Raw genomic sequence first — 18,695 nt, 5'->3', positions numbered from 1 at the left:
GCCGCCCGCCGGCCGGCCGTGGGCAGCCGACGGGCTAGGTCGTCGCCTCGCGCTGCGGGGTCAGCGCCAGCACCACCGCGGCGCAGAGCGCGGCGGCGGCGCAGATCGCCCACACCGTGAGGTAGCCCGAGAGCGGGGCGTGACCCTCGACGGGGTCGTCGATCGACCCGGCGGAGGCGAGCGCAATCGCGAAGACCGACGACGCGATCGCGCCGCCGATGGTCTTGGTGGCGTTGGTCATCCCGGTCGCGAAGCCGGTGCGGTCGGCCGGCGCCGCGGCCGCCGCGGACGCGGGCAGCGCGGCCACGAGCGCGCCGGACCCGAGGCCCGCGACCGCCATGTTCACCAGCGCCTGACCGGTGGAGTCGTGGAACGGCAGCCACAGCGCGTACCCGGCGGCGACCAGCAGCGCCGAGCCGACCAGCGCGCCCCGCGTGCCCAGCAGCCGGGAGGTCAGCGGCAGCGTGAAGGCGCCGACGGCCAGGAAGACCACGTAGACGCCGATCAGCGTGGAGACGAACGACGCGTCGGCGCCGAGGCCGTACCCGACCGTGTCGGGGTCGGTGCGGGCGTAGGTCGACAGCGGGATCTGGGCGCCGAGCACCGACATGCCGAACAGGAACGCCGTCAGCTGCACCGGCCACTGACCCGGTGTCGCCAGGAGCCGGACGTCGACCATCGGGTCCTGCTGCCGGGCCTCGTAGCGGCCGAACGGCACCAGGGCCGCCAGGCCGGCGAGGACCAGCGCCCAGGGCAGGAACGAGTCGGGGCCGGCGACGCGCAGCGCGATCAGCCCGCCCATCACGAGCCCGATCGCGGCGGTGACCAGGGCGAGACCGGTCCAGTCGAAGCCGCCGGTCGCCGTCCCGGGGGCGTCCTCGATGCCGAACCAGATCGCGAACAGGCACAAGGTCACCGCCACGGCCGGCAGCGTGAGCAGCACCGACATCGACGTCGCCTCGACCAGGGCGCCGGAGGTCAGCGCGCCGACGATGACGGCGAGCTCGAGCGCGCCCACCAGGATCGCCGCGGCGCGACGGGTGAGCTGTCCCTGCCGACCCGTGCCGGCCGTGCGGCGGTGGATGATCGCCACCTCGATCGGCAGCCACACGACGTAGGCGCCCTGGAGCGCCCAGCCGACCAGGAAGGTGGTGAACGACGGCGCGACCACGAGGATCCACGACCCGACGGCGGTGACCACCGTCGAGAGCAGCAGCACCTTCTTGTGCCCGACGAGGTCGCCGAGCCGCGCCAGCGGCGGCACCACCAGGGCCGAGACGACCAGCTGGGCCGCCTCGAACCAGTTGACGTCGGCGTCCTTGATGCCGAGGGAGTCGGCGATGTCGCTGAAGATCGGCGTGTAGTAGCCCTGCAGGATCCCGCTCGCGAGCTCGACGCACACCAGGAAGCCGACGATGGCGGCCAGGCTGCGCGCCGGTGGCGAGACGAGCGCCTCCCTCGTGCTCGTGCGCGGTGGGGTGGTCATGCGGGCAGCCCCTCGATCAGTCGGCGGTACCAGCGGATGCCGTCGAGGAAGTCCTCGACGCCGAGGTGCTCGTCGTAGGAGTGGATGGCCTCGCGCTGGGCCTTGGTCATGCGGAACGGCGCGAAGCGGTAGACCCGCTCGCAGATCTCGGTGAAGAAGCGGGAGTCGGTGGCCGCCATCATCACGTAGGGCGCCGGCACGGCGTCCGGGAAGACCGCCGTGATCGTGGCCTCGAGCAGCTCGAAGGCCTCGTCGCGCGGGCTCACCGGGCTCGGCTCGTTGCCCTCGATCATGTCGAGGTGCACGTGCTCGTCGCCGACCGAGGCGCGCACGTGCTCGACGGCGTCCGCGACGGTGTCGCCGACCATCACCCGGATGTTCACCCCGGCCCGGGCGGTCTGGGCGACGACGTTGAGGGCGGGCGAGCCGGAGAGCGTGGTCACCGCGAACGTCGTCCGGGTCATCGCGGCCGCCTCCGGCCCGGCCGCCACGAGCGCTCGCGCCAGCACCGGCGCGAGCCGGGCGGCGTTCGCCATCAGCGCGCGCAGGGGGAGCGGGGCGTGCGGGGCCATCCGCCGGAAGAGCTCGACGGTGGGCTCGGGCAGCCGGCTGGGCATCGCCGAGGCGTCGAGACGGGTGATCGCGCGGGCGATCCGTGCGGTCGGGCCGCGCCGGGCCGGGGTCGAGGCGTGCCCGCCGCGACCCTCGGCGCGCAGCTCGAGGGAGGTGACGCCCTTCTCGGTGACGCCGATGACGCCGACCGGCGTGCTGACGCCCGGGAACGCCTGGTGCGCGACGGCGCCGCCCTCGTCGAGCACGAACCACGGCCGGACGCCGCGCGCGGTCAGCTCGGCGACGGCGTCCGAGGCGCCGCTGCCGGAGACCTCCTCGGTGCAGCCGAACGACAGCCACACGTCCTGGGCGGGGGTGAAGCCGGCCGCGAGGAGCGTCTCGACGGCCTCGCAGACGGCGACCAGCTGGCCCTTGTCGTCGAGGGTGCCGCGGCCCCAGATCGCGCCGTCGACGACGTCGCCCCCGAACGCGGGGTGCTGCCACTCGCCCTCCACCGGGACGACGTCGAGGTGGGCCATCAGGACGACGGGCCGCTCGGCCGACGTGCCGGGCCAGTGCACGAGCAGCCCGTGCTCGGCGACCGTCGTCCGGTCGAGGGTGTGGAGCAGCGGGAACTGCCGCTCCAGCTCGCGACCGAACGCCTCGAACGCCGCCGTGTCGACCCGCTCGGGGTCGCGGTCGGAGACGGTCGGGATCCGGATCAGCGCCTGCAGCTTCGCGACCGCGCGACCCTCCCCGTCCGCCGCCGTCGGCCGCTCGTCGGTCGCCCCCCACGTCGCCATGCCGGAACTGTAGGGGCATCGGACCCGTTCCGGCCCGTCCCGTCACGGAACCGGCCCCCGCCGTGGTGCCCGTGGTGCCGGTGGGACCGGCCCCGCGCGGGTAACCTCGTCGCGTGACGAGCCGACCCCGCGACGAGTCGCCCGCGGGTCCGAGGTCCGTGGGTCCGTACACGTTGCTCGCCAAGATCGGCGAGGGCGGCATGGGCGTCGTCCACCTCGCGCGGCGCGGCGACGGGCCGCGGGTGGCGCTGAAGGTGCTGCGCCCCCACATCGTCGGCGACGACGAGGCCCGGCAGCGACTGGCCCGCGAGGTGTCCTCGCTGGGCCGGATCCGGAGCCGGTGGGTCGCCGAGATCGTCGACGCCGACCCGTGGGCGCCGATCCCGTACGTCGCCACCCGCTACGTCCCGGGACTCTCGCTGCACGACGAGATCGGGCAGGAGGGACCGATCGAGGGCGCCGACCTGCTGTGGTTCGCGGGCTGCCTGGCCGAGGGCCTGGCCTCGGTGCACGCGGTCGGCGTCCTGCACCGCGACGTGAAGCCCTCGAACGTCCTCATGGAGGGCCGCACCCCCATCCTCATCGACTTCGGCCTGGCCCGGGTCGCCGACGACCCCCGTCTCACCCACACCGGCTGGCTGCTCGGCACCCCCGGCTACCTCGCCCCCGAGATCCTCTACGGCGACGACGCCTCCGCCGCCTCCGACCTGCACTCGTGGGCCGCGACCGTCGCCTTCGCCGGGATCGGCGGCGCGCCGTTCGGGCGTGGGCCGTCGATGGCGATCATGGACCGCGTCCGCCGCGGCGAGCACGACCTCACCGGCCTCACCGGACCCTTGCGCGAGGTCGTCGAGGCCGCGCTCGACCCCGAGCCCTCGCGGCGCCCGAGCCTCGACGCCGTCCTGGCCTGGCTGCGCCCGCAGACCACCCGGCCGACCCCGTTGCTCGCCCCGCCGCCGACGCGTGGGCTCGACGCCGGTCCCGGCGCCGGTCCGGGTGCCGGTCCCGACGACCCGTTCGCGATGTCGCTCGCCCTCGCGGCGCAGGCGCACGACGCGCCGGCCGCGCCGGCCGAGCCCGCGATGACGGCGCCGGTGATGCTGCGCCCCGGGCCCGGCGCCGACGGCGGTGCCGACGACGGTGCCGACGACGACGCCGAGGACGACGTCGTGCCGGAGGAGTCCGCCCCGACGGTCCGGGAGCACCCGACCCTCGTGCTGCCCCACGGCGACGACCCGACCCTGCGCGAGCGGCACCCGGTGCCCGCGCCCGTGCCGGTCCCCGTGCCCGCGCCCGCGGTGCCCGCGGCCTACGTGCCGCTCTCCTACGACCTCCCGCCGCCCTACCTCGCCCCGACACCGCTCGAGCGCCCGGCGCTCGGCGAGCGGCTGCGCCGGCTCGGCCTGGTCGGCGCCGGCTCGCTCGCGGTCGGGGCCGCCGTCGCGGTCGCCCCCTGGCTCACGCTGGCCGTCGTGGTGGTCGCGGTCTGGCTGCTGCGCAGCGGCTCGCTGGCCACCGGCGCCGTCGGCGCCCGGCGCGACGTCCGCGGGCGGCGCTGGTACGACGCCCCGCAGCTGCTGCTCAGCACCCCGTGGCACCTCGTGCAGTCCGTGCCGGGCGCGGTGATGCTGCTGGTGTGGGCCTGCGGCCTGGCCGTGGCGGCCGCCCTGGTCTGCTACGCGGTCGGCGCCGCGATCCCGGTCACCCTCTTCGTCACCGGTCTCACGCTCGCCCCGGCGCTGTGGTGGGGCCCGGGGGGCAGCCGCCTGCGCGGCCCGGTCGGCCGCGTCGTCGACCCGCTGAGCCGCCGGGTCGGCAGCTGGCTGGTCGCGGCGCTCGTCGTCCTCGGGCTCGCCGTGGCCGCCGGGCTGTACGTCGAGGCGCGCGGCCCGTCGTGGGCCCCCGCCGCCGACCACCCCTTCGCCAACCGCTGACCCGTCGCTGATCAGCGACGGGTCAACGGAGATCCTGCGCCGACCCGTCGCTGATCAGTGACGGGTCAGCTCTGTCCGTGGGGGGAGGGCCGGTTCTGCCCGTGGACCGATGCGACCGGGTGCCTCGGACGAGCAACCTGGGGGCATGCACACCACACCACTCCCGAACCCGCCCGCCGGCCCGGCCGCGCCGCCGGTCATCAGCGTCACCGGGCTCCGCAAGAGCTACGACGGCCGCGTGGTCGTCGACGACCTCGACCTCCGGGTCGACGCCGGCGAGGTCGTCGGCCTGATCGGTGCCAACGGCGCCGGCAAGACGACCACGGTCGAGTGCCTCCAGGGCCTGCGGCGCGCGGACGCCGGCGCCGTCCGGGTGCTCGGGCTCGACCCGGCGCGCGACGCCGAGCGGCTGCGTCCGCTCATCGGCAGCCAGCTGCAGGACTCCGGGCTGCCCGACCGGCTGCGGGTGGAGGAGGCGGTCCGGCTCTTCGCCGGCCCCGACGCGGGGGACGCCGAGGGGCTGCTCGAGCGGTTCGGGCTGGCGCACCGCCGGCGCCTGCACTTCGGCACGATGAGCGGCGGGGAGCGGCAGCGGCTCTTCCTCGTCCTCGCCCTGCTCAACCGGCCCCGCCTGGTGATCCTCGACGAGCTGACCCAGGGCCTCGACCCGGCGGCGCGCCGCGAGGTGTGGCGCTCGGTGCAGCAGCTGCGCGCCGACGGCACCACCGTCCTGCTCGTCACCCACGAGCTCGAGGAGGCCGAGGCGCTGTGCGACCGCGTGGTCTTGATGCAGGCCGGCCGCGTCCTCGACAGCGGGACGCCGGAGCAGCTCGTCGCCCGCCACGGCGGCCCGGTCGCCGTCCGGTTCGGGCTGCCGGCGGGGCGGCCCGCGCGCGACCTCGCCGTGCTGCGGGCGCTGCCCGGGGTGCTCGACGTCGAGCGCAGCGGCGACCGGGTCGCCGTCCACGGACGGCGCAGCGCGATCGCCCACGTGGGGGCCTGGCTCGTCGCCCGGGGCGAGATCCCCGAGGACCTGTCGGTCACCTCGCCCGACCTCGAGGGCGCCCTCCTCGCCCTTCTCGACACCCCGACCCCCAGCAAGGACGCCGCCTGATGGCCACCACGACCCCGACCACCCCCACTCCCGGGACCGCTGGGACCCGTCCGTCGGGCCGGGCCGGCCGCCACCCCTCGGCGACCCGTCGCCTCGTCGCCGCCGAGCTGCGCCTGCTCCGCCGCGACCCGCTGACGCTGACGTTCGTGTTCGTCTTCCCGGTGATCTCGATGCTGATCATCGGCGGCTCCTTCGGCACGACGCCGGACGACGCCTTCCCCGTCAACCCGGCGCACTGGTACGTCGCCTCGTACTTCTCCGTCGTCATCGGCGCGACCGGGCTGATCATGCTGCCGGTGCACATCGCGTCCTACCGGGAGCGCGGGGTGCTGCGCCGCTTCGCCGCGGCCGGCTTCCCGCGGTGGTCCTTCGCGCTGGCCGAGCTGGTGCTCGGCCTGACGGCGGTGGCCACCTCCGGCGTGGTCCTGCTGGCGGTCGCCGCCCCGGTCTACGGAATCCCGGCGGTCGACGACCCGGTGCGCGTCGTGCTCGGCGTGCTCCTGGGCGCGGTCACGTTCGTGTCGCTCGGCGTGCTGCTCGGCTCGGTGCTGCCCTCGGCCCGGGCCGCCCAGGCGGTCGGGATGCTGCTGTTCTTCCCCTCCTTCCTCCTCGGCGTCGGCGGCCCCCCGCCGGCGGTGATGTCGTCGACGCTGCGCTCGATCTCGGACGTGCTCCCGCTCAAGGTGGTCACCGACGCCGTCCGCGAGCCGTGGCTCGGGCTCGACGGCGGCACCGGCGGCCTGGTCGTGGTCGGGGTGCTCGCGGTGCTGACGACGGCGCTGGCCGCGCGCCGTACCGCGCTCTGACCCGTGGCTGCTGGGAGACTGGACCCCATGGACCCCATGGTCGAGCGGACGGCGCGGTGGAGCGGCCCGGCCGCCGTCGCGCTGCTCCTCGCGGCGGGCGTGCTGCTGAGCGACCGGCCGGTGGGCCTGGCGGTGGCGGTCGCCGGCGCCGCGGTCGCGACCTGCCTCGTCGTCGCCCGGCTGCGGCTGACCGAGTGGGCGGCCGTCGCGGCCCTCCTGCCCGTGGTCGGCCTGGTCTACCTGCTGGCCGCCGGCAGCTCGGCGAACCTGGGCTGGTTCTCGGTCTGCGTCGTCGTGGGCTGGGTCGCCCTCACCTCCGGACCGGCGCCGACGGCGGCGCTCACCGTGGTCACCCTGGCCGGCTTCGTCGCCCAGGGGCTCCTCGAGCCCGAGCCGGGCTGGGGCACGTGGTGCGCCGGGGTGCTGTTCACGGCGCTGGCGTGTCAGATGGCCAGCCGCCAGCGGGTGCTGCTCGCCGAGCTGCGCGCCGCGCAGGCCGGGCTGGCCGAGCGCGCGGCGGCCGAGGAGCGCAACCGGATCGCCCACGAGCTGCACGACGTCATCGGCCACGCGCTCACGGTCTCCCTCCTGCACGTCACCAGCGCCCGGCTCGCCCTCGACGAGGATCCCGCCGAGGCCGCGGTGTCGCTCGCCGAGGCCGAGCGGCTGGCCCGGCGCAGCCTGGCCGAGGTGCGCAGCGTCGTCGGGTCGATGCAGGACGCCGGCCCCGCCGGGCCGCTCCCGGGCGTCGGCCAGCTGGACGAGCTCGTCGCGTCGTTCGTGCGCGCCGGCGCCGACGTCGACTGGTCGGTCACCGGCGACCCCACCCCGCTGACGGCCACCGAGGGCCTGACCCTCTACCGGATCCTCCAGGAGGCGCTGACGAACGTCGTCCGCCACGCCCCGGGTGCGCCGGTGACCGCCCGTCTCGAGGTCGGCGCCGGCCGCAGCCGCGTCGTGGTCGACAGCCGCGCCCCGGCCGGTGTCACCACCGCCGACGGCACCGGGCTCGACGGCATGCGGCAGCGCGCCGCCGCCCTGGGCGGCGAGCTCACCGCTGGCCCGCACGAGGGCGGATGGCGCGTCGAGGCGGTGCTGCCGGCGTGACCGCTCCCCGGGTGCCCGCGGTGCGGGTGCTCCTGGTCGACGACCAGGAGCTGATCCGCGCCGGGCTGCGCGGCATCCTGCGCGCCTCCCACGGCTTCGACGTCGTCGGCGAGCTCGGCGACGGGGCCGGCGTCGTCGCCGCCGTGACCGCGCTGCGGCCCGACGTCGTCGTGATGGACGTGCGGATGCCGGGGATCGACGGCGTCGAGGCGACCCGGCGGCTCGGGGCCCTCGACGACGCACCGCCGGTGCTGGTGCTGACGACGTTCGAGGACGAGGAGACGCTCGCGGGCGCGCTGCGCGCCGGCGCCGACGGCTTCCTGCTCAAGGGCGTGCCCGCCGACGACCTCCAGCGCGCGGTCCGGGCGGTCGCCGCCGGCGACGCCTGGCTCGACCCGGGCGTCACCCGGCGCGTGCTGTCGGCCTACCGCGACGGCGACCCCGCGGGCGCGACCGGACCCTCCGCGGCGGCCGACGTCCTCACCGCCCGGGAGCGGCAGGTGCTGGCCCTGATCGGGTCCGGGCTCAGCAACGGCGAGATCGCGGCCGAGCTGGTGCTGGGGGAGGGCACGGTGAAGACCCACGTGGGCCACGTGTTCGCCAAGCTCGCGCTGCGCGACCGGGCCGCCGCGGTCGTGTTCGCCTTCGACCACGGGCTGGTCTCACCCGCGCCGCGCCGCGGGCCCTCGTAGCCACCCGGTCCCGGATCGTGGAACGGGTGTCGGCGCAGCGGGCTGCGTGGCACGATGAGTGACGTGCAGCACGGCGCGATCATCATTCGCTAGCGCACCGGGCCCTGCTCGGTGCGCGAACCTCTCGTCCCACGGGAGGTTTTTTTGTTGCCCCGACGCGGTTCCCGACCTGACCGACGCACCAGCCGATCGACCGAACCGAGAGCTGACCGATGGACCTGCACGGCGCGTTCCACGTCTACGACACCACCCTGCGCGACGGCGCGCAGCAGGAGGGGCTCAACCTCTCCGTCGCCGACAAGCTGACCATCTCGCGGCTGATCGACGAGCTCGGCGTCGGCTACATCGAGGGCGGGTGGCCGGGGGCCAACCCGAAGGACACCGAGTTCTTCCGCCGGGCCGCGGCCGAGCTGGACCTGCGCCACGCGCGGCTGGCGGCGTTCGGCGCGACCCGGCGGGCCGGCGTCCGGGCCGCCGACGACCCGCAGGTCGCCGCGCTGCGCGACAGCGGCGCCGGCGTGGTCACCCTGGTCGCGAAGTCGCACGACCGGCACGTCGAGCTCGCGCTGCGCACGACGCTGGCCGAGAACCTCGAGATGGTCCGCGACACCGTCAGCCACCTGCGGGCCGAGGGTCAGCAGGTCTTCCTGGACGCCGAGCACTTCTTCGACGGCTTCCGCCGCAACCGCGACTACGCGCTCGAGGTCGTGCGCGTGGCCGCCGAGGCCGGCGCCGACGTCGTCGCGCTGTGCGACACCAACGGCGGGATGCTGCCGCCCTGGGTGGGGGAGACCGTCGCCGAGGTCATCGCCGCGACGGGTGCGCGGGTGGGCATCCACGCCCACAACGACACCGGCTGCGCCGTCGCCAACAGCCTGGCCGCGGTGGAGGCCGGCGCGACCCACGTGCAGGGCTGCCTCAACGGCTACGGCGAGCGCACCGGCAACGCCGACCTGGTCACCACCGTCGCCAACATCGAGCTCAAGCTCGGCCGCCCGGTGCTGCCCGAGGGCGCGCTGCGCGAGTCGACGCGGATCGCCCACGCCGTCGCCGACGTCACCAACTTCGCGCCGGCCTCGCGCCAGCCCTACGTCGGCACGTCGGCCTTCGCCCACAAGGCCGGGCTGCACGCCAGCGCGATCAAGGTCGACCCGAACCTCTACCAGCACATGGACCCGGTCGGCGTCGGCAACGACATGCGGCTGCTCGTCTCCGACATGGCCGGTCGCGCCTCGATCGAGCTCAAGGGCCGCGAGCTCGGCTTCGACCTCTCCGGCGACCGCGACGTCGTCACCCGTGTCACCGACCGGGTCAAGGCGATGGAGCAGCGCGGCTACACCTTCGAGGCCGCCGACGCCTCGTTCGAGCTGCTGCTCGTCGAGGAGGTCGAGGGACGCCGTCCGGCCTACGTCGACGTCGAGTCGTGGCGGGTCATCACCGAGACGCTGAACCACCGCGGTGACACCGAGGAGGCCGTCTCGGAGGCCACGGTCAAGCTGACCGCCGAGGGGGTGCGCTACGTCGTCACCGGCGAGGGCAACGGCCCCGTCAACGCCCTCGACTTCGCGTTGCGCGCCGCGATCGGCCAGGCCTTCCCCGAGGTCGCCAAGTTCGAGCTGATCGACTACAAGGTCCGGATCCTCGACCAGGGCCACGGCACCGACGCGATCACCCGGGTGCTCATCGAGACCACCGACGGCGCGTCGTCGTGGGTCACCGTCGGCGTCGGCCACAACGTGATCGAGGCCTCGTGGGAGGCGCTGCTCGACGGCCTGACCTACGGGCTGCGCCACCACCACCAGGCCTGACGCCAGCCCCGGCGGCCCCGGCGCCCGCCGGGCGCGACGGGCGGCTCAGCAGCCGACGACGCGGCTCACGAGGTCGTCCCACCCGGTGCGGAGCTGGTCGAGCGAGCGGTGCTCCAGGTGCACCTGCTGCTCGAGGATCGGCACCTCCAGCGGGGCGAGCAGCGCGGTGGCCAGGTAGCCGAGGTCGCCGTGGACGCCGAGCTCGCCGAGCAGGTAGCGCACGTGCATCGCGGTGAACGACACCGCCGCGTAGGCCCGGGCGCCGGCGTGCCCGGCCGCCCGGATCAGCGCCGCGTGCCGCAGCGCCACCTCGAGGCGGGAGTGGCCGAAGGCGTGCAGCCGCTCCAGCGGCGGCGCGCCCGGACCGAGCGGGGGCGGGCCGGACAGGATGCTGGCCTGCCACGCCGTCTCGGAGCGGTCCAGCAGGGCCGCCATCAGGCCCTCGCGGCTCTCGAAGCGGCGGAAGACCGTGCCCTTGCCGACGCCGGCCAGCTGGGCGACGGCGTCCATGGTGACCTGCTCCACGCAGCCGAGGTCGATGAGCTCGGCCGCGGCGGCGAGCAGCGCCTCGCGGTTGCGGGCGGCGTCGGACCGCTCGGGCTGTGCCTCGCCCGCCAGCGGCAGCAGCCGCATCCCCTCCATGGCGCGAGCCTAGCGAGCCGGCCCAGAGGCGCCCCGGAGAATTGGTCCGGCCGAGCGGGAAGAAAACCGGACCACGGTCCGTTTGCACGGACATGACGATCAACTCCGCCCCCACCGCCCGCCGCGTCGCCGTCCTCGTGGGCAGCCTGCGCGCCGACTCCCTCAACCGCAAGGTCGCCGAGCTGCTCCGCGACCAGGCCCCCGAGGGCGTCGTCATCGACATCGTCGACGGCCTGGCCGACCTCCCCTTCTACGAGGAGACCCTCGACGCCGAGGCCACCCCGGCCGCGGCCGTCGCCCTGCGCGATCGCGTCGCCGCCGCCGACGCCCTGCTGGCCATCACCCCCGAGTACAACGGCACCATGCCGGCGGTGCTCAACAACGCCATCGACTGGCTCTCCCGCCCCTACGGCGCCGGCGCGATCGTCGCCAAGCCGTTCGGCGTGCTCGGCACCACCCCGACGCCGTTCGGCGGCAAGTGGGCCCACGAGGACGCCCAGCGCTCCGCCCGGATCGCCGGTGCGGCCGTGGTCGACGGCGCCGTCGTCTCCCAGTCGGTGCTCGAGATCGACCCGCTCACCGACGTCGACGCGATCGAGCGCTTCCACGGCGTCGTGAACGCGCTGCTCGCCTTCGAGCCCGCCGCCGCCTGACCGGCCCCCGGCCACGCACTACGGTCGGGGCGTGGCCGAGCTCCATGACCTGACCGCCCTCGAGCAGGGAGCCCTCGTGCGTCGCCGCGAGGTCTCCTCGCTCGAGCTCACCGAGCACTACCTCGAACGCGCCGCACGTCTCGACGACGTCGGCGCGTTCGTCACGCTCACGCCCGGACGGGCGCGCGAGCAGGCGCGCGCCGCCGACGGCGTGCCCGCGACCGGGGACGGCGCCGGCGGGCCCCTGCGCGGCGTCCCGACCGCGATCAAGGACCTCAACCTGACCGCGGGCGTACCCACCCGGTTCGGCTCGCGCGCCTTCGCCGACTTCGTGCCCGACGTCTCCGACCACGTCACGCTGTCGCTGGAGGCGGCCGGCCTGCCGAGCCTCGGCAAGACGAGCACGCCGGAGCTCGGCTCGCCCTGCTACACCGAGCCGGACGGCGCCCCGCCGGCCGTGACGCCGTGGGACCGCACCCGCATGGCCGGTGGCAGCTCCGGCGGCGCCGCGGCGGCGGTCGCGGCGGGCCTGGTGCCGGTCGCGCAGGGCTCGGACGGCGGTGGCTCCATCCGCATCCCGGCCTCCTGCTGCGGGCTGGTCGGCCTCAAGCCCTCGCGCGGGCGGATCAGCGGTTTCCCCGCCTACGGGGATCCCGTGGGGCTGGGGACCGCGGGCTCCCTCGCGCGCACCGTGCGCGACGCCGCCGCCCTCCTCGACGTGATGGCCGGTCGGCGGGCCGGGGACCCGTCGTGGGCCCCGCCTCCTCGCGAGAGCTTCCTGGCCTCCTGCGACCGCGACCCGGGACGGCTCCGGGTCGCCCGGTTCAGCGCGCCGGTCATCACCGACCTCACCGGCGGCGGGGTCCACGGCGAGGTCCTCACCGCCTACGAGGACGCCTCCCGGCTGCTCGAGAGCCTCGGCCACGACGTCGTCGACGTGGCGGTGCCGCTGCCGCCCGAGGCGGTGGCGACCTTCGAGACCTGCTGGGCGGTGCTCACCGCGCTGCCGGTCGTGCCGCCCGGCGCGGAGCCGCTGCTGCGGCCGCTGACCCGGTGGCTCGCCGAGCGCGGCCGCGCCGTGAGCGCCCCGGACTTCGGCCTCGCGATCGGCGCGATGCGCCGCCACGCCGCGCAGGCGCTGGTCGACCTCGAGCCCTACGACGCCGTGCTCACCCCCACCGTCGCGCAGCCCCCGTTGCCCGTCGGCGCGATCCGCGACGACGCCGACCCGGCCCGCGACTTCGAGAACCAGAAGGCCTTCACCCCCTGGACGTCGGCCTGGAACGTCACCGGGATGCCGGCGATCTCCCTGCCCCTGCACTGGACGGCGGACCCGCAGCCGCTGCCGGTCGGGGTCATGCTCGCGGCCCGTCCCGCCGAGGAGCACGTCCTGCTCGCCCTGGCCGCCCAGGTCGAGGCCGCCGCCCCCTGGCACGACCGCAGGCCGCCGCGGTGGTGAGCGTGTCGGTGGTCCCCACCGCCCACCTCCCCGCGGCCGAGCTGGCCGCGATCCGCGACCTGATGGACGCCGCGTTCGACAACTTCACCGACCTCGACTGGGCGCACACGCTCGGCGGGCTGCACGTCGTCGTCCGCGACGCCGATGCGCGCGACGGCGCGGTGGTCGCGCACGGCGCGGTGGTCCAGCGCCGCCTCCTGGTGGAGGGCCGGTCGCTGCGGTGCGGCTACGTCGCGTCGGTGGCCGTGGCCCCCGACCGCAAGCGCGAGGGCCTCGGCGACCGGGTGATGGCCGAGCTCGAGGCCCTGGCGCCGGGTCACGACCTCCTGGCCCTGAGCTCCTCGACCGAGGGGTTCCCGCTCTACGCGTCCCGCGGCTGGCAGCCCTGGCGGGGGCCGAGCTCGGTGCTGGCGCCGTCCGGCATCGAGCCGACCCCGGACCGCGACGGCTCGATCCACGTGCTCGGCGGGCCCGCCGGCGGCCCGCTCGACCTCGACGCCCCGATCACCTGCGACTGGCGCGACGGCGACGTCTGGTAGCGACCGGCCGACCCGCGGCCCTCAGTCGTCGACGCCCCAGCGGGCGCGGAAGTCGTCGACCGAGAGGTGCTCGAGCTGCTCGCGCACGGTCTGGATCGTCAGGGCCGCCTCCTCGCTCGGGCCAGCGGTGACGCGGACCACCTCGGCGTCGTCGTCGAGGCGCCGGACGACGACGTCGCCCACGCTGGACAGCTCGGTGGCCCCGCCGATCGCGGCGTTGAGGAGCTCGCCGGCGGCGGTGACCACCCGCCTGGCCACCCCGGCGCGCGACCTCTCGATGGCGGCGACGTACAGCTCACCGGCGCGGCGGGCGTCGAGGGGGTCGCTCATGGCGCCGAACCTAACAACCGCGCCGCGACGCGCCGGACGCCCGGCCATGGTCGAGCTCAACCGGCAGCCGGACCGACACGCTCCGCGAGCGTCGGGACGCCCGGCCCCCGCAGGCCCGCCAGCCCGGCCGGCCGGCCGGCGACGACGAGCAGCAGGTCGGAGTCACGCCCCTCGACGACCGCGCCGTCACCGTGCGTCCAGCCGGAGTCGGTCGAGACCAGGCGCAGCCCGGCGATCCTCCGCGGCCCGCCCATCAGGGTGCTGGTGGCCAGGTGGGCCAGCGACGCGGTCCGCGCACCCGGCGGCGACTCGTGGTCGAGCCCGAGCGGGCGGACGACGTCCTGGGTGTGCACGACGAGATCCATGAGCGGGTCCACCGGCCGGCTGCCCGGGAAGCGCCGCTCGGACTCCGCGCTCGCCCGCAGCTGCGCGACGAGCTCGGCGGTGGTGAACCGGGTGGCCCGGCGGGCGGCGAGGTCGACCTCCATCCGGTCGAAGCTCCCCCGCGCTCGGACGACCGCGCCGGCGAGCAGGGGGATGCTCAGCCGGGTCGTGGTGGTGAGGTGGGCCAGCACGTCGCGCACCGTCCACGCCGTGCAGAGCGACGGCGTCGCCAGCTGCTCCTCGTCGAGCCCGGCGGCCAGGTCGGCGAGGGCCAGCCGCTCCACGCGCACGGCGGCCGCGATCGCGGCCCGGTCCAGCTGGACGTCGGTCATGCGGGTCCGACCGCCCGCCCGACCCGAAGTCATCGGTGCGTCACTGGTGAAAGGACGTGCGGGTCCGACCCCGGCGACGGGGCCCGGCGTCGTCACGTCGGCTCAGACGTCGCCGAGGTCGACCGTGCCGCCGCTGCGCCAGTAGACGCCGTCCTCGCGGGTGAGGAACGCCTCGTCGACCAGGTGGCGCCGCAGCGCCGCGTGGTCGTCGTGGAATCGGGTGAGGACCGCGACGACCTCCTTCTCGGCATAGGTGCGGCCGAGGTCGAACTCCTGCGCCAGCCGGTCGAGCACCACCAGCAGCTTCGCGCGCCTGCGGGGGATGACGGCGAGCCGCCCGTCGTCGCCGAAGAAGCGTCGCCCGATCCTCTCCGCGTCGTCCATGGCGGCACGTTAACCAGTGGCACCGCGCTGCCGCCTCCTCATAACGTGGCGGCCATGTACGGACCCCAGCTGATGAGGCTGCGCACCGCCCGCTGACGGCGGCGCACCCTCCTCACCCCTGCACCGCTGTCCTCGGCCACCGCCGGGCAGCCGCCGAGTGCTGCCCGGCTCACCCTCGAGCTGCGGAGCCCACCGTGCACCCTCACCCCGTTCCCCCTGCCCACCTCACGGCCACCGACCTGGTGGTCGACCGCGGCGGCCGGACCGTCCTCGACCACGTGACCCTGACCGTCGCGGCCGGCACCCGGCTCGCCGTCGTCGGGGAGAACGGTCGCGGCAAGACGTCCCTGCTGCTCGCCCTGGCCGGCGTCCTCGAGCCGACTGCCGGGACCGTCCGTCGCACCGGCCGGCTCGGCGTCGTCCACCAGGAGCTCCCCGCCGACGAGGGCATCGTGGTCGGCCACCTCGTCGCGGCGGCCACCACCGAGGCACACGCCGCCCTGGCCGCCCTCGACGACGCCGCGGCCGCGTGGGCCGGCGGCACGGGGGACGGTGCCGCCTACGCGACCGCACTCGAACGCGCCGGGGCGGTCGAGGCCTGGGACGCCGACCGTCGCGTCGACGAGGCGCTCGCCGCGCTCGACGCCTGCACCGACCGCGATCGGCCGCTCGCGACCCTGTCGGTCGGGCAGCGCCACCGCGTGCGGCTGGCGTGCCTGCTCGGTGCCGAGCACGACCTGCTCATGCTCGACGAGCCGACCAACCACCTCGACGCCGCCGGGCTGCGGTTCCTCACCGAGCGGCTCCAGGCGCGGCGGGGCGGCGTCGCCCTCGTGAGCCACGACCGGGCGCTGCTGCGCGACGTCGCGACCGACGTCCTGGACCTCGACCCGAGCAGCGACGGCCGCCCGCGCACCTACGGCGGTGGGTACGACACCTGGCGCGAGGGCCTGCGGCGTGAGCGCGAGGCGTGGGTGCAGCGGCACGCCGACCAGGTCGCCGAGCACGCTCGGCTCCGGGTGGCCGTCGAGGAGGCCCAGGCACGGTTGTCGACCGGGTGGCGGCCCCCGAAGGGGGCGCCGAAGCACGGGCGCCAGACCCACGCGCCGGGCGTCGTGCGCGCGGTCCAGCGGCGCCGGTCGAGCCTGGAGGCGCACCGCGTCACCGTGCCCGAGCCACCCCTCTCCCTGCGGGTCCCGGCCCTTCCGCGCCGGGCGGGCACGACCCTGCTGAGCGTCGTCGCCGCCGCGCTGGTGCCGCGGCTGACGACCCCGACGACGCTGGCCGTCGCCTCGGGGGACCGGCTCGTCGTGACCGGACCGAACGGCGCGGGCAAGTCGACGCTGCTCGCCCTGCTCGCCGCTCGGCTCGACCCGACCGAGGGGCTGGTGCGTCACGCGCCGGGAGTCCGCGTCGCGCTCGTCGAGCAGGAGTCGGCCGCGCTCCACCGGGAGGCGACGGCGGCCGACCTGTTCGACCGCCACGTCGCGGCCCTGGTCACCGCCGGCCGGCTCCGCGCCGACCAGGCGGTGCCGCTGGCCGCGCTCGGCCTGCTCGACCGGCACCACCGTGCGATGCCGGTCGGGAGGCTCTCGGAGGGGCAGCGCCGCCGCCTCGAGCTCGCCCTCCGGCTGGCCGAGCGGCCGCACGTGCTGCTGCTCGACGAGCCGACCAACCATCTCTCGCCGACGCTCGTCGACGAGCTGACGGAGGCGCTCGACGCGACCGCCGCCGCTGTCGTCGTCGCGACCCACGACCGCCAGCTGCTGCGCGACGTCGCGGGCTGGGACGCCGTCGCGCTGGCCCCGACCAGCTGAGGGGTGCACCTCTTGCGCCGCCGTCGGCGTCCGCCCCGGCCTCCGGCGTCGGCAGCTCCGTCAGCGGGCGGCCGGGGCCGCGAGCAGCCGCTCGCCCGCGTCGACGAGCGCCTGGCGGATCGGTGCGCCCCGCTCGGCGAAGCGGCGCTGCGCCTCGGCGTACTCCTGCTTGCCGGCGGCGGTCTCGATCGGCACCGGCGTCCAGGTCTCGCCGGAGTGGTCGAGGACGACGTCGGTCAGGTCGTACGGCGCCGCCCGCATGTCGAGAACCCGGATGTCCCAGGCCAGCTCGAAGGCGTCGAGGACGAGGTCGGACGACACCAGCGGGGAGAGCCGGAAGGCGTGCTTGTAGAGGTCCATCCCGGCGTGCAGGCAGGCCGGCTGCTCGAAGGCGGGCCGGTCCGCCGCGGTGGGGGAGAGGGTGTTGAGCGGGCGGGCCGGGTCGGTGAAGAAGCGGTGGGCGTCGAAGTGCGAGCAGGCGATCCGGTGCGACTCCACGACCGCGTCGGTGCCCGCGCCCCCGAGGCGCAGCGGCCAGTCGGCGTGCCGGGTCTCGTCGTCGTCGAGGCGGTAGACCATCGCCCACTCGTGCAGCCCGAAGCACCCGAGGTGGGCCGGGCGCGCCGCGGTCGCCGCCAGCAGCCGGTGCAGCGCCTCCACGAGGGGACGCTGGGACTCGAGGTGGGCCGGGTCGACGGCGGCGTCGTCGTCGTCGACCGCGTAGCCGCGCAACCCGCCGTAGGCCGCCGCCCCGCCGGCCAGCACGACCCCGGCGCCGGGGTGCCAGCGGCGCAGCTGGGCGGGGCGGTGGGAGTAGTAGGTGAACAGGAAGTCGTGCACCGGGTGCTTGACCCGCGCGTCGCGACGCTCCAGGTGCGGGCCCACGAGCGCGTCGACCCGCTCGGCGTGCGCCGCCGCGCGCGCCTCCCACGTCTCCCGCGCCAGCACCTCCACGACGGGCCATCCTACGGAGGCGCTGCCTCCTCGATAGGCTCAGGTCGTGCGTATCGCGAGGTTCACCACAGGCGAAGAACCGATGTACGGCGTCGTGACGGGCGAGGTCGACCAGTTCGGCCAACCCGAGGAGGACGCCGTCGTCGTGGCGCTGGCCGGCGACCCGCTCTACGTCGGCGTCAAGCTGCTCGACCAGGAGTTCCGGCTGGCCGACGTCCGGCTGCTGGCGCCGGTGCTCCCGCGCAGCAAGGTCGTCGGCATCGGGCGCAACTACGCCGCCCACGCGGCCGAGCTCGGCAACGAGGTGCCCAGCGAGCCGATGATGTTCCTCAAGCCGAACACCAGCGTCGTCGGTCCCGGCGACCCGGTGTTCTACCCGCCGCAGACCCAGGACCTCCAGTACGAGGGCGAGCTCGCCGTCGTCATCGGGCGGATCTGCCGCGACGTGCCGGTCGAGCAGGCCACCGACGTCATCCACGGCTACACCATCGCCAACGACGTCACCGCCCGCGACCTCCAGCGCAGGGACGGCCAGTTCACCCGCGCCAAGGGCTTCGACTCCTTCTGCCCCCTCGGTCCGTGGATCGAGACCGACCTCGACCCGCAGCACTTCAAGGACGGCGTCCGGGTGCAGACCTTCCTCAACGGCGACGTCGTCCAGGACGGGTCCACCGCCGACATGGTCTTCGACGTGCCGGCCCTGGTCGCCCACGTCTCCAGCGTGATGACGCTGCTGCCCGGCGACGTCATCCTCACCGGCACCCCCGAGGGTGTCGGCCCGATGCAGGTCGGTGACGAGGTCGAGGTCTCGATCGCCGGCCTCGGCTCCCTCACGAACAGGATCGCCCTCCGTTGAACACCGCAGCGCCCGTCCCCCCGGCGACCACCCGCCCCGTCCG

18 protein-coding genes are annotated in these 18,695 nt (G+C 75.7%); 11 read left to right on the top strand and 7 right to left on the bottom strand.

The genetic code is table 11. The annotated features are described in order from the left end of the window. Positions 1-34: 34 nt before the first annotated feature. Positions 35-1,486, bottom strand: coding sequence for an MFS transporter (locus FE634_RS14690; protein WP_137293375.1), 1,452 nt, complete (start codon positions 1,484-1,486; stop codon positions 35-37). Beyond that, positions 1,483-2,841, bottom strand: a complete 1,359-nt coding sequence (locus FE634_RS14685; RefSeq protein WP_138876297.1) for a M20/M25/M40 family metallo-hydrolase — start codon at positions 2,839-2,841, stop codon at positions 1,483-1,485. Before FE634_RS14685 ends, FE634_RS14690 begins: the two co-directional genes overlap by 4 nt. A gap of 113 nt (positions 2,842-2,954) precedes the next feature. On the opposite strand from FE634_RS14685, the gene FE634_RS14680 reads away from it, so the two are divergent. The 6 genes from FE634_RS14680 (at position 2,955) to cimA (ending at position 10,302) form a co-directional block, all read left to right on the top strand. Then, the gene (locus tag FE634_RS14680) at positions 2,955-4,775 is read left to right on the top strand and encodes a serine/threonine-protein kinase (RefSeq protein WP_148240726.1); all 1,821 of its coding nucleotides are present in this window, start codon (positions 2,955-2,957) and stop codon (positions 4,773-4,775) included. Positions 4,776-4,920: 145 nt separating this feature from the next. Beyond that, on the top strand, positions 4,921-5,889 hold the full coding sequence (locus FE634_RS14675; protein ID WP_138876295.1) for an ABC transporter ATP-binding protein: 969 nt from the start codon (positions 4,921-4,923) through the stop codon (positions 5,887-5,889). Continuing rightward, positions 5,889-6,695, top strand: a complete 807-nt coding sequence (locus FE634_RS14670) for an ABC transporter permease (RefSeq protein WP_148240725.1) — start codon at positions 5,889-5,891, stop codon at positions 6,693-6,695. Before FE634_RS14675 ends, FE634_RS14670 begins: the two co-directional genes overlap by 1 nt. Before the next feature lie 27 nt (positions 6,696-6,722). Beyond that, a complete protein-coding gene (locus FE634_RS14665) occupies positions 6,723-7,802 on the top strand; it encodes a sensor histidine kinase (RefSeq protein WP_138876293.1) in 1,080 nt (359 codons plus the stop codon). After that, entirely contained in the window at positions 7,799-8,494 is a 696-nt protein-coding gene (locus FE634_RS14660) for a response regulator (protein WP_212721621.1), read from the top strand. The genes FE634_RS14665 and FE634_RS14660 overlap by 4 nt, the downstream gene beginning before the upstream one ends. A gap of 212 nt (positions 8,495-8,706) precedes the next feature. After that, on the top strand, positions 8,707-10,302 hold the full coding sequence (gene cimA / locus FE634_RS14655; protein ID WP_138876291.1) for a citramalate synthase: 1,596 nt from the start codon (positions 8,707-8,709) through the stop codon (positions 10,300-10,302). Between the two features lie 45 nt (positions 10,303-10,347). Here cimA and FE634_RS14650 read toward each other — a convergent pair whose 3' ends face one another. Further along, entirely contained in the window at positions 10,348-10,944 is a 597-nt protein-coding gene (locus tag FE634_RS14650) for a TetR/AcrR family transcriptional regulator (RefSeq protein WP_170981525.1), read from the bottom strand. Between the two features lie 92 nt (positions 10,945-11,036). Here FE634_RS14650 and FE634_RS14645 point away from each other — a divergent pair, with 92 nt between their 5' ends. The 3 genes from FE634_RS14645 to FE634_RS14635 are packed head-to-tail and all read left to right on the top strand — an operon-like array spanning position 11,037 to position 13,595. Further along, positions 11,037-11,597: an NAD(P)H-dependent oxidoreductase gene (locus tag FE634_RS14645; RefSeq protein ID WP_138876290.1), complete on the top strand. Its 561-nt coding sequence runs from the start codon at positions 11,037-11,039 to the stop codon at positions 11,595-11,597. 31 nt (positions 11,598-11,628) lie between these two features. After that, a complete protein-coding gene (locus tag FE634_RS14640) occupies positions 11,629-13,056 on the top strand; it encodes an amidase (RefSeq protein WP_138876289.1) in 1,428 nt (475 codons plus the stop codon). Positions 13,057-13,058: 2 nt separating this feature from the next. Further along, positions 13,059-13,595 carry a GNAT family N-acetyltransferase gene (locus FE634_RS14635; protein ID WP_262347434.1) on the top strand — a complete coding sequence of 179 codons (537 nt, stop codon included), beginning with the start codon at positions 13,059-13,061 and terminating at the stop codon, positions 13,593-13,595. A 21-nt stretch (positions 13,596-13,616) separates the two neighbouring features. Here FE634_RS14635 and FE634_RS14630 read toward each other — a convergent pair whose 3' ends face one another. The 3 genes from FE634_RS14630 to FE634_RS14620 form a co-directional block, all read right to left on the bottom strand. Next, positions 13,617-13,925: a hypothetical protein gene (locus FE634_RS14630; RefSeq protein ID WP_137293384.1), complete on the bottom strand. Its 309-nt coding sequence runs from the start codon at positions 13,923-13,925 to the stop codon at positions 13,617-13,619. Positions 13,926-13,981: 56 nt separating this feature from the next. Continuing rightward, entirely contained in the window at positions 13,982-14,641 is a 660-nt protein-coding gene (locus FE634_RS14625; RefSeq protein WP_138876288.1) for a maleylpyruvate isomerase family mycothiol-dependent enzyme, read from the bottom strand. 102 nt (positions 14,642-14,743) lie between these two features. Beyond that, entirely contained in the window at positions 14,744-15,025 is a 282-nt protein-coding gene (locus FE634_RS14620) for a DUF2087 domain-containing protein (RefSeq protein ID WP_138876287.1), read from the bottom strand. 194 nt (positions 15,026-15,219) lie between these two features. Here FE634_RS14620 and FE634_RS14615 point away from each other — a divergent pair, with 194 nt between their 5' ends. Then, positions 15,220-16,842: an ATP-binding cassette domain-containing protein gene (locus FE634_RS14615; RefSeq protein ID WP_138876286.1), complete on the top strand. Its 1,623-nt coding sequence runs from the start codon at positions 15,220-15,222 to the stop codon at positions 16,840-16,842. Between the two features lie 60 nt (positions 16,843-16,902). On the opposite strand, the gene FE634_RS14610 is transcribed toward FE634_RS14615, so the two are convergent. Continuing rightward, positions 16,903-17,796 carry a 3-methyladenine DNA glycosylase gene (locus FE634_RS14610; RefSeq protein ID WP_148240724.1) on the bottom strand — a complete coding sequence of 298 codons (894 nt, stop codon included), beginning with the start codon at positions 17,794-17,796 and terminating at the stop codon, positions 16,903-16,905. Positions 17,797-17,842: 46 nt separating this feature from the next. Between FE634_RS14610 and FE634_RS14605 the strand changes: the two genes are divergently transcribed. Further along, a complete protein-coding gene (locus FE634_RS14605) occupies positions 17,843-18,652 on the top strand; it encodes a fumarylacetoacetate hydrolase family protein (RefSeq protein WP_137293389.1) in 810 nt (269 codons plus the stop codon). Positions 18,653-18,695 lie beyond the last annotated feature (43 nt).

Origin of the sequence: Nocardioides sp. S-1144, assembly GCF_005954645.2 — a bacterium.
Taxonomy (GTDB): Bacteria; Actinomycetota; Actinomycetes; order Propionibacteriales; family Nocardioidaceae; genus Nocardioides; species Nocardioides dongxiaopingii.
Note: the sequence above shows the minus strand (reverse complement) of the source record. Positions and strands in the feature narration are given on the sequence as shown.

Coding starts and splice junctions, on each gene's coding strand:
- cimA (WP_138876291.1), top strand. CDS start 8,707: ATGGACCTGCACGGCGCGTTCCACGTCTACGACACCACCCTGCGCGAC.
- FE634_RS14645 (WP_138876290.1), top strand. CDS start 11,037: ATGACGATCAACTCCGCCCCCACCGCCCGCCGCGTCGCCGTCCTCGTG.
- FE634_RS14690 (WP_137293375.1), bottom strand. CDS start 1,486: ATGACCACCCCACCGCGCACGAGCACGAGGGAGGCGCTCGTCTCGCCA.
- FE634_RS14670 (WP_148240725.1), top strand. CDS start 5,889: ATGGCCACCACGACCCCGACCACCCCCACTCCCGGGACCGCTGGGACC.
- FE634_RS14665 (WP_138876293.1), top strand. CDS start 6,723: ATGGACCCCATGGTCGAGCGGACGGCGCGGTGGAGCGGCCCGGCCGCC.
- FE634_RS14630 (WP_137293384.1), bottom strand. CDS start 13,925: ATGAGCGACCCCCTCGACGCCCGCCGCGCCGGTGAGCTGTACGTCGCC.
- FE634_RS14625 (WP_138876288.1), bottom strand. CDS start 14,641: ATGACCGACGTCCAGCTGGACCGGGCCGCGATCGCGGCCGCCGTGCGC.
- FE634_RS14620 (WP_138876287.1), bottom strand. CDS start 15,025: ATGGACGACGCGGAGAGGATCGGGCGACGCTTCTTCGGCGACGACGGG.
- FE634_RS14650 (WP_170981525.1), bottom strand. CDS start 10,944: ATGGAGGGGATGCGGCTGCTGCCGCTGGCGGGCGAGGCACAGCCCGAG.
- FE634_RS14685 (WP_138876297.1), bottom strand. CDS start 2,841: ATGGCGACGTGGGGGGCGACCGACGAGCGGCCGACGGCGGCGGACGGG.
- FE634_RS14675 (WP_138876295.1), top strand. CDS start 4,921: ATGCACACCACACCACTCCCGAACCCGCCCGCCGGCCCGGCCGCGCCG.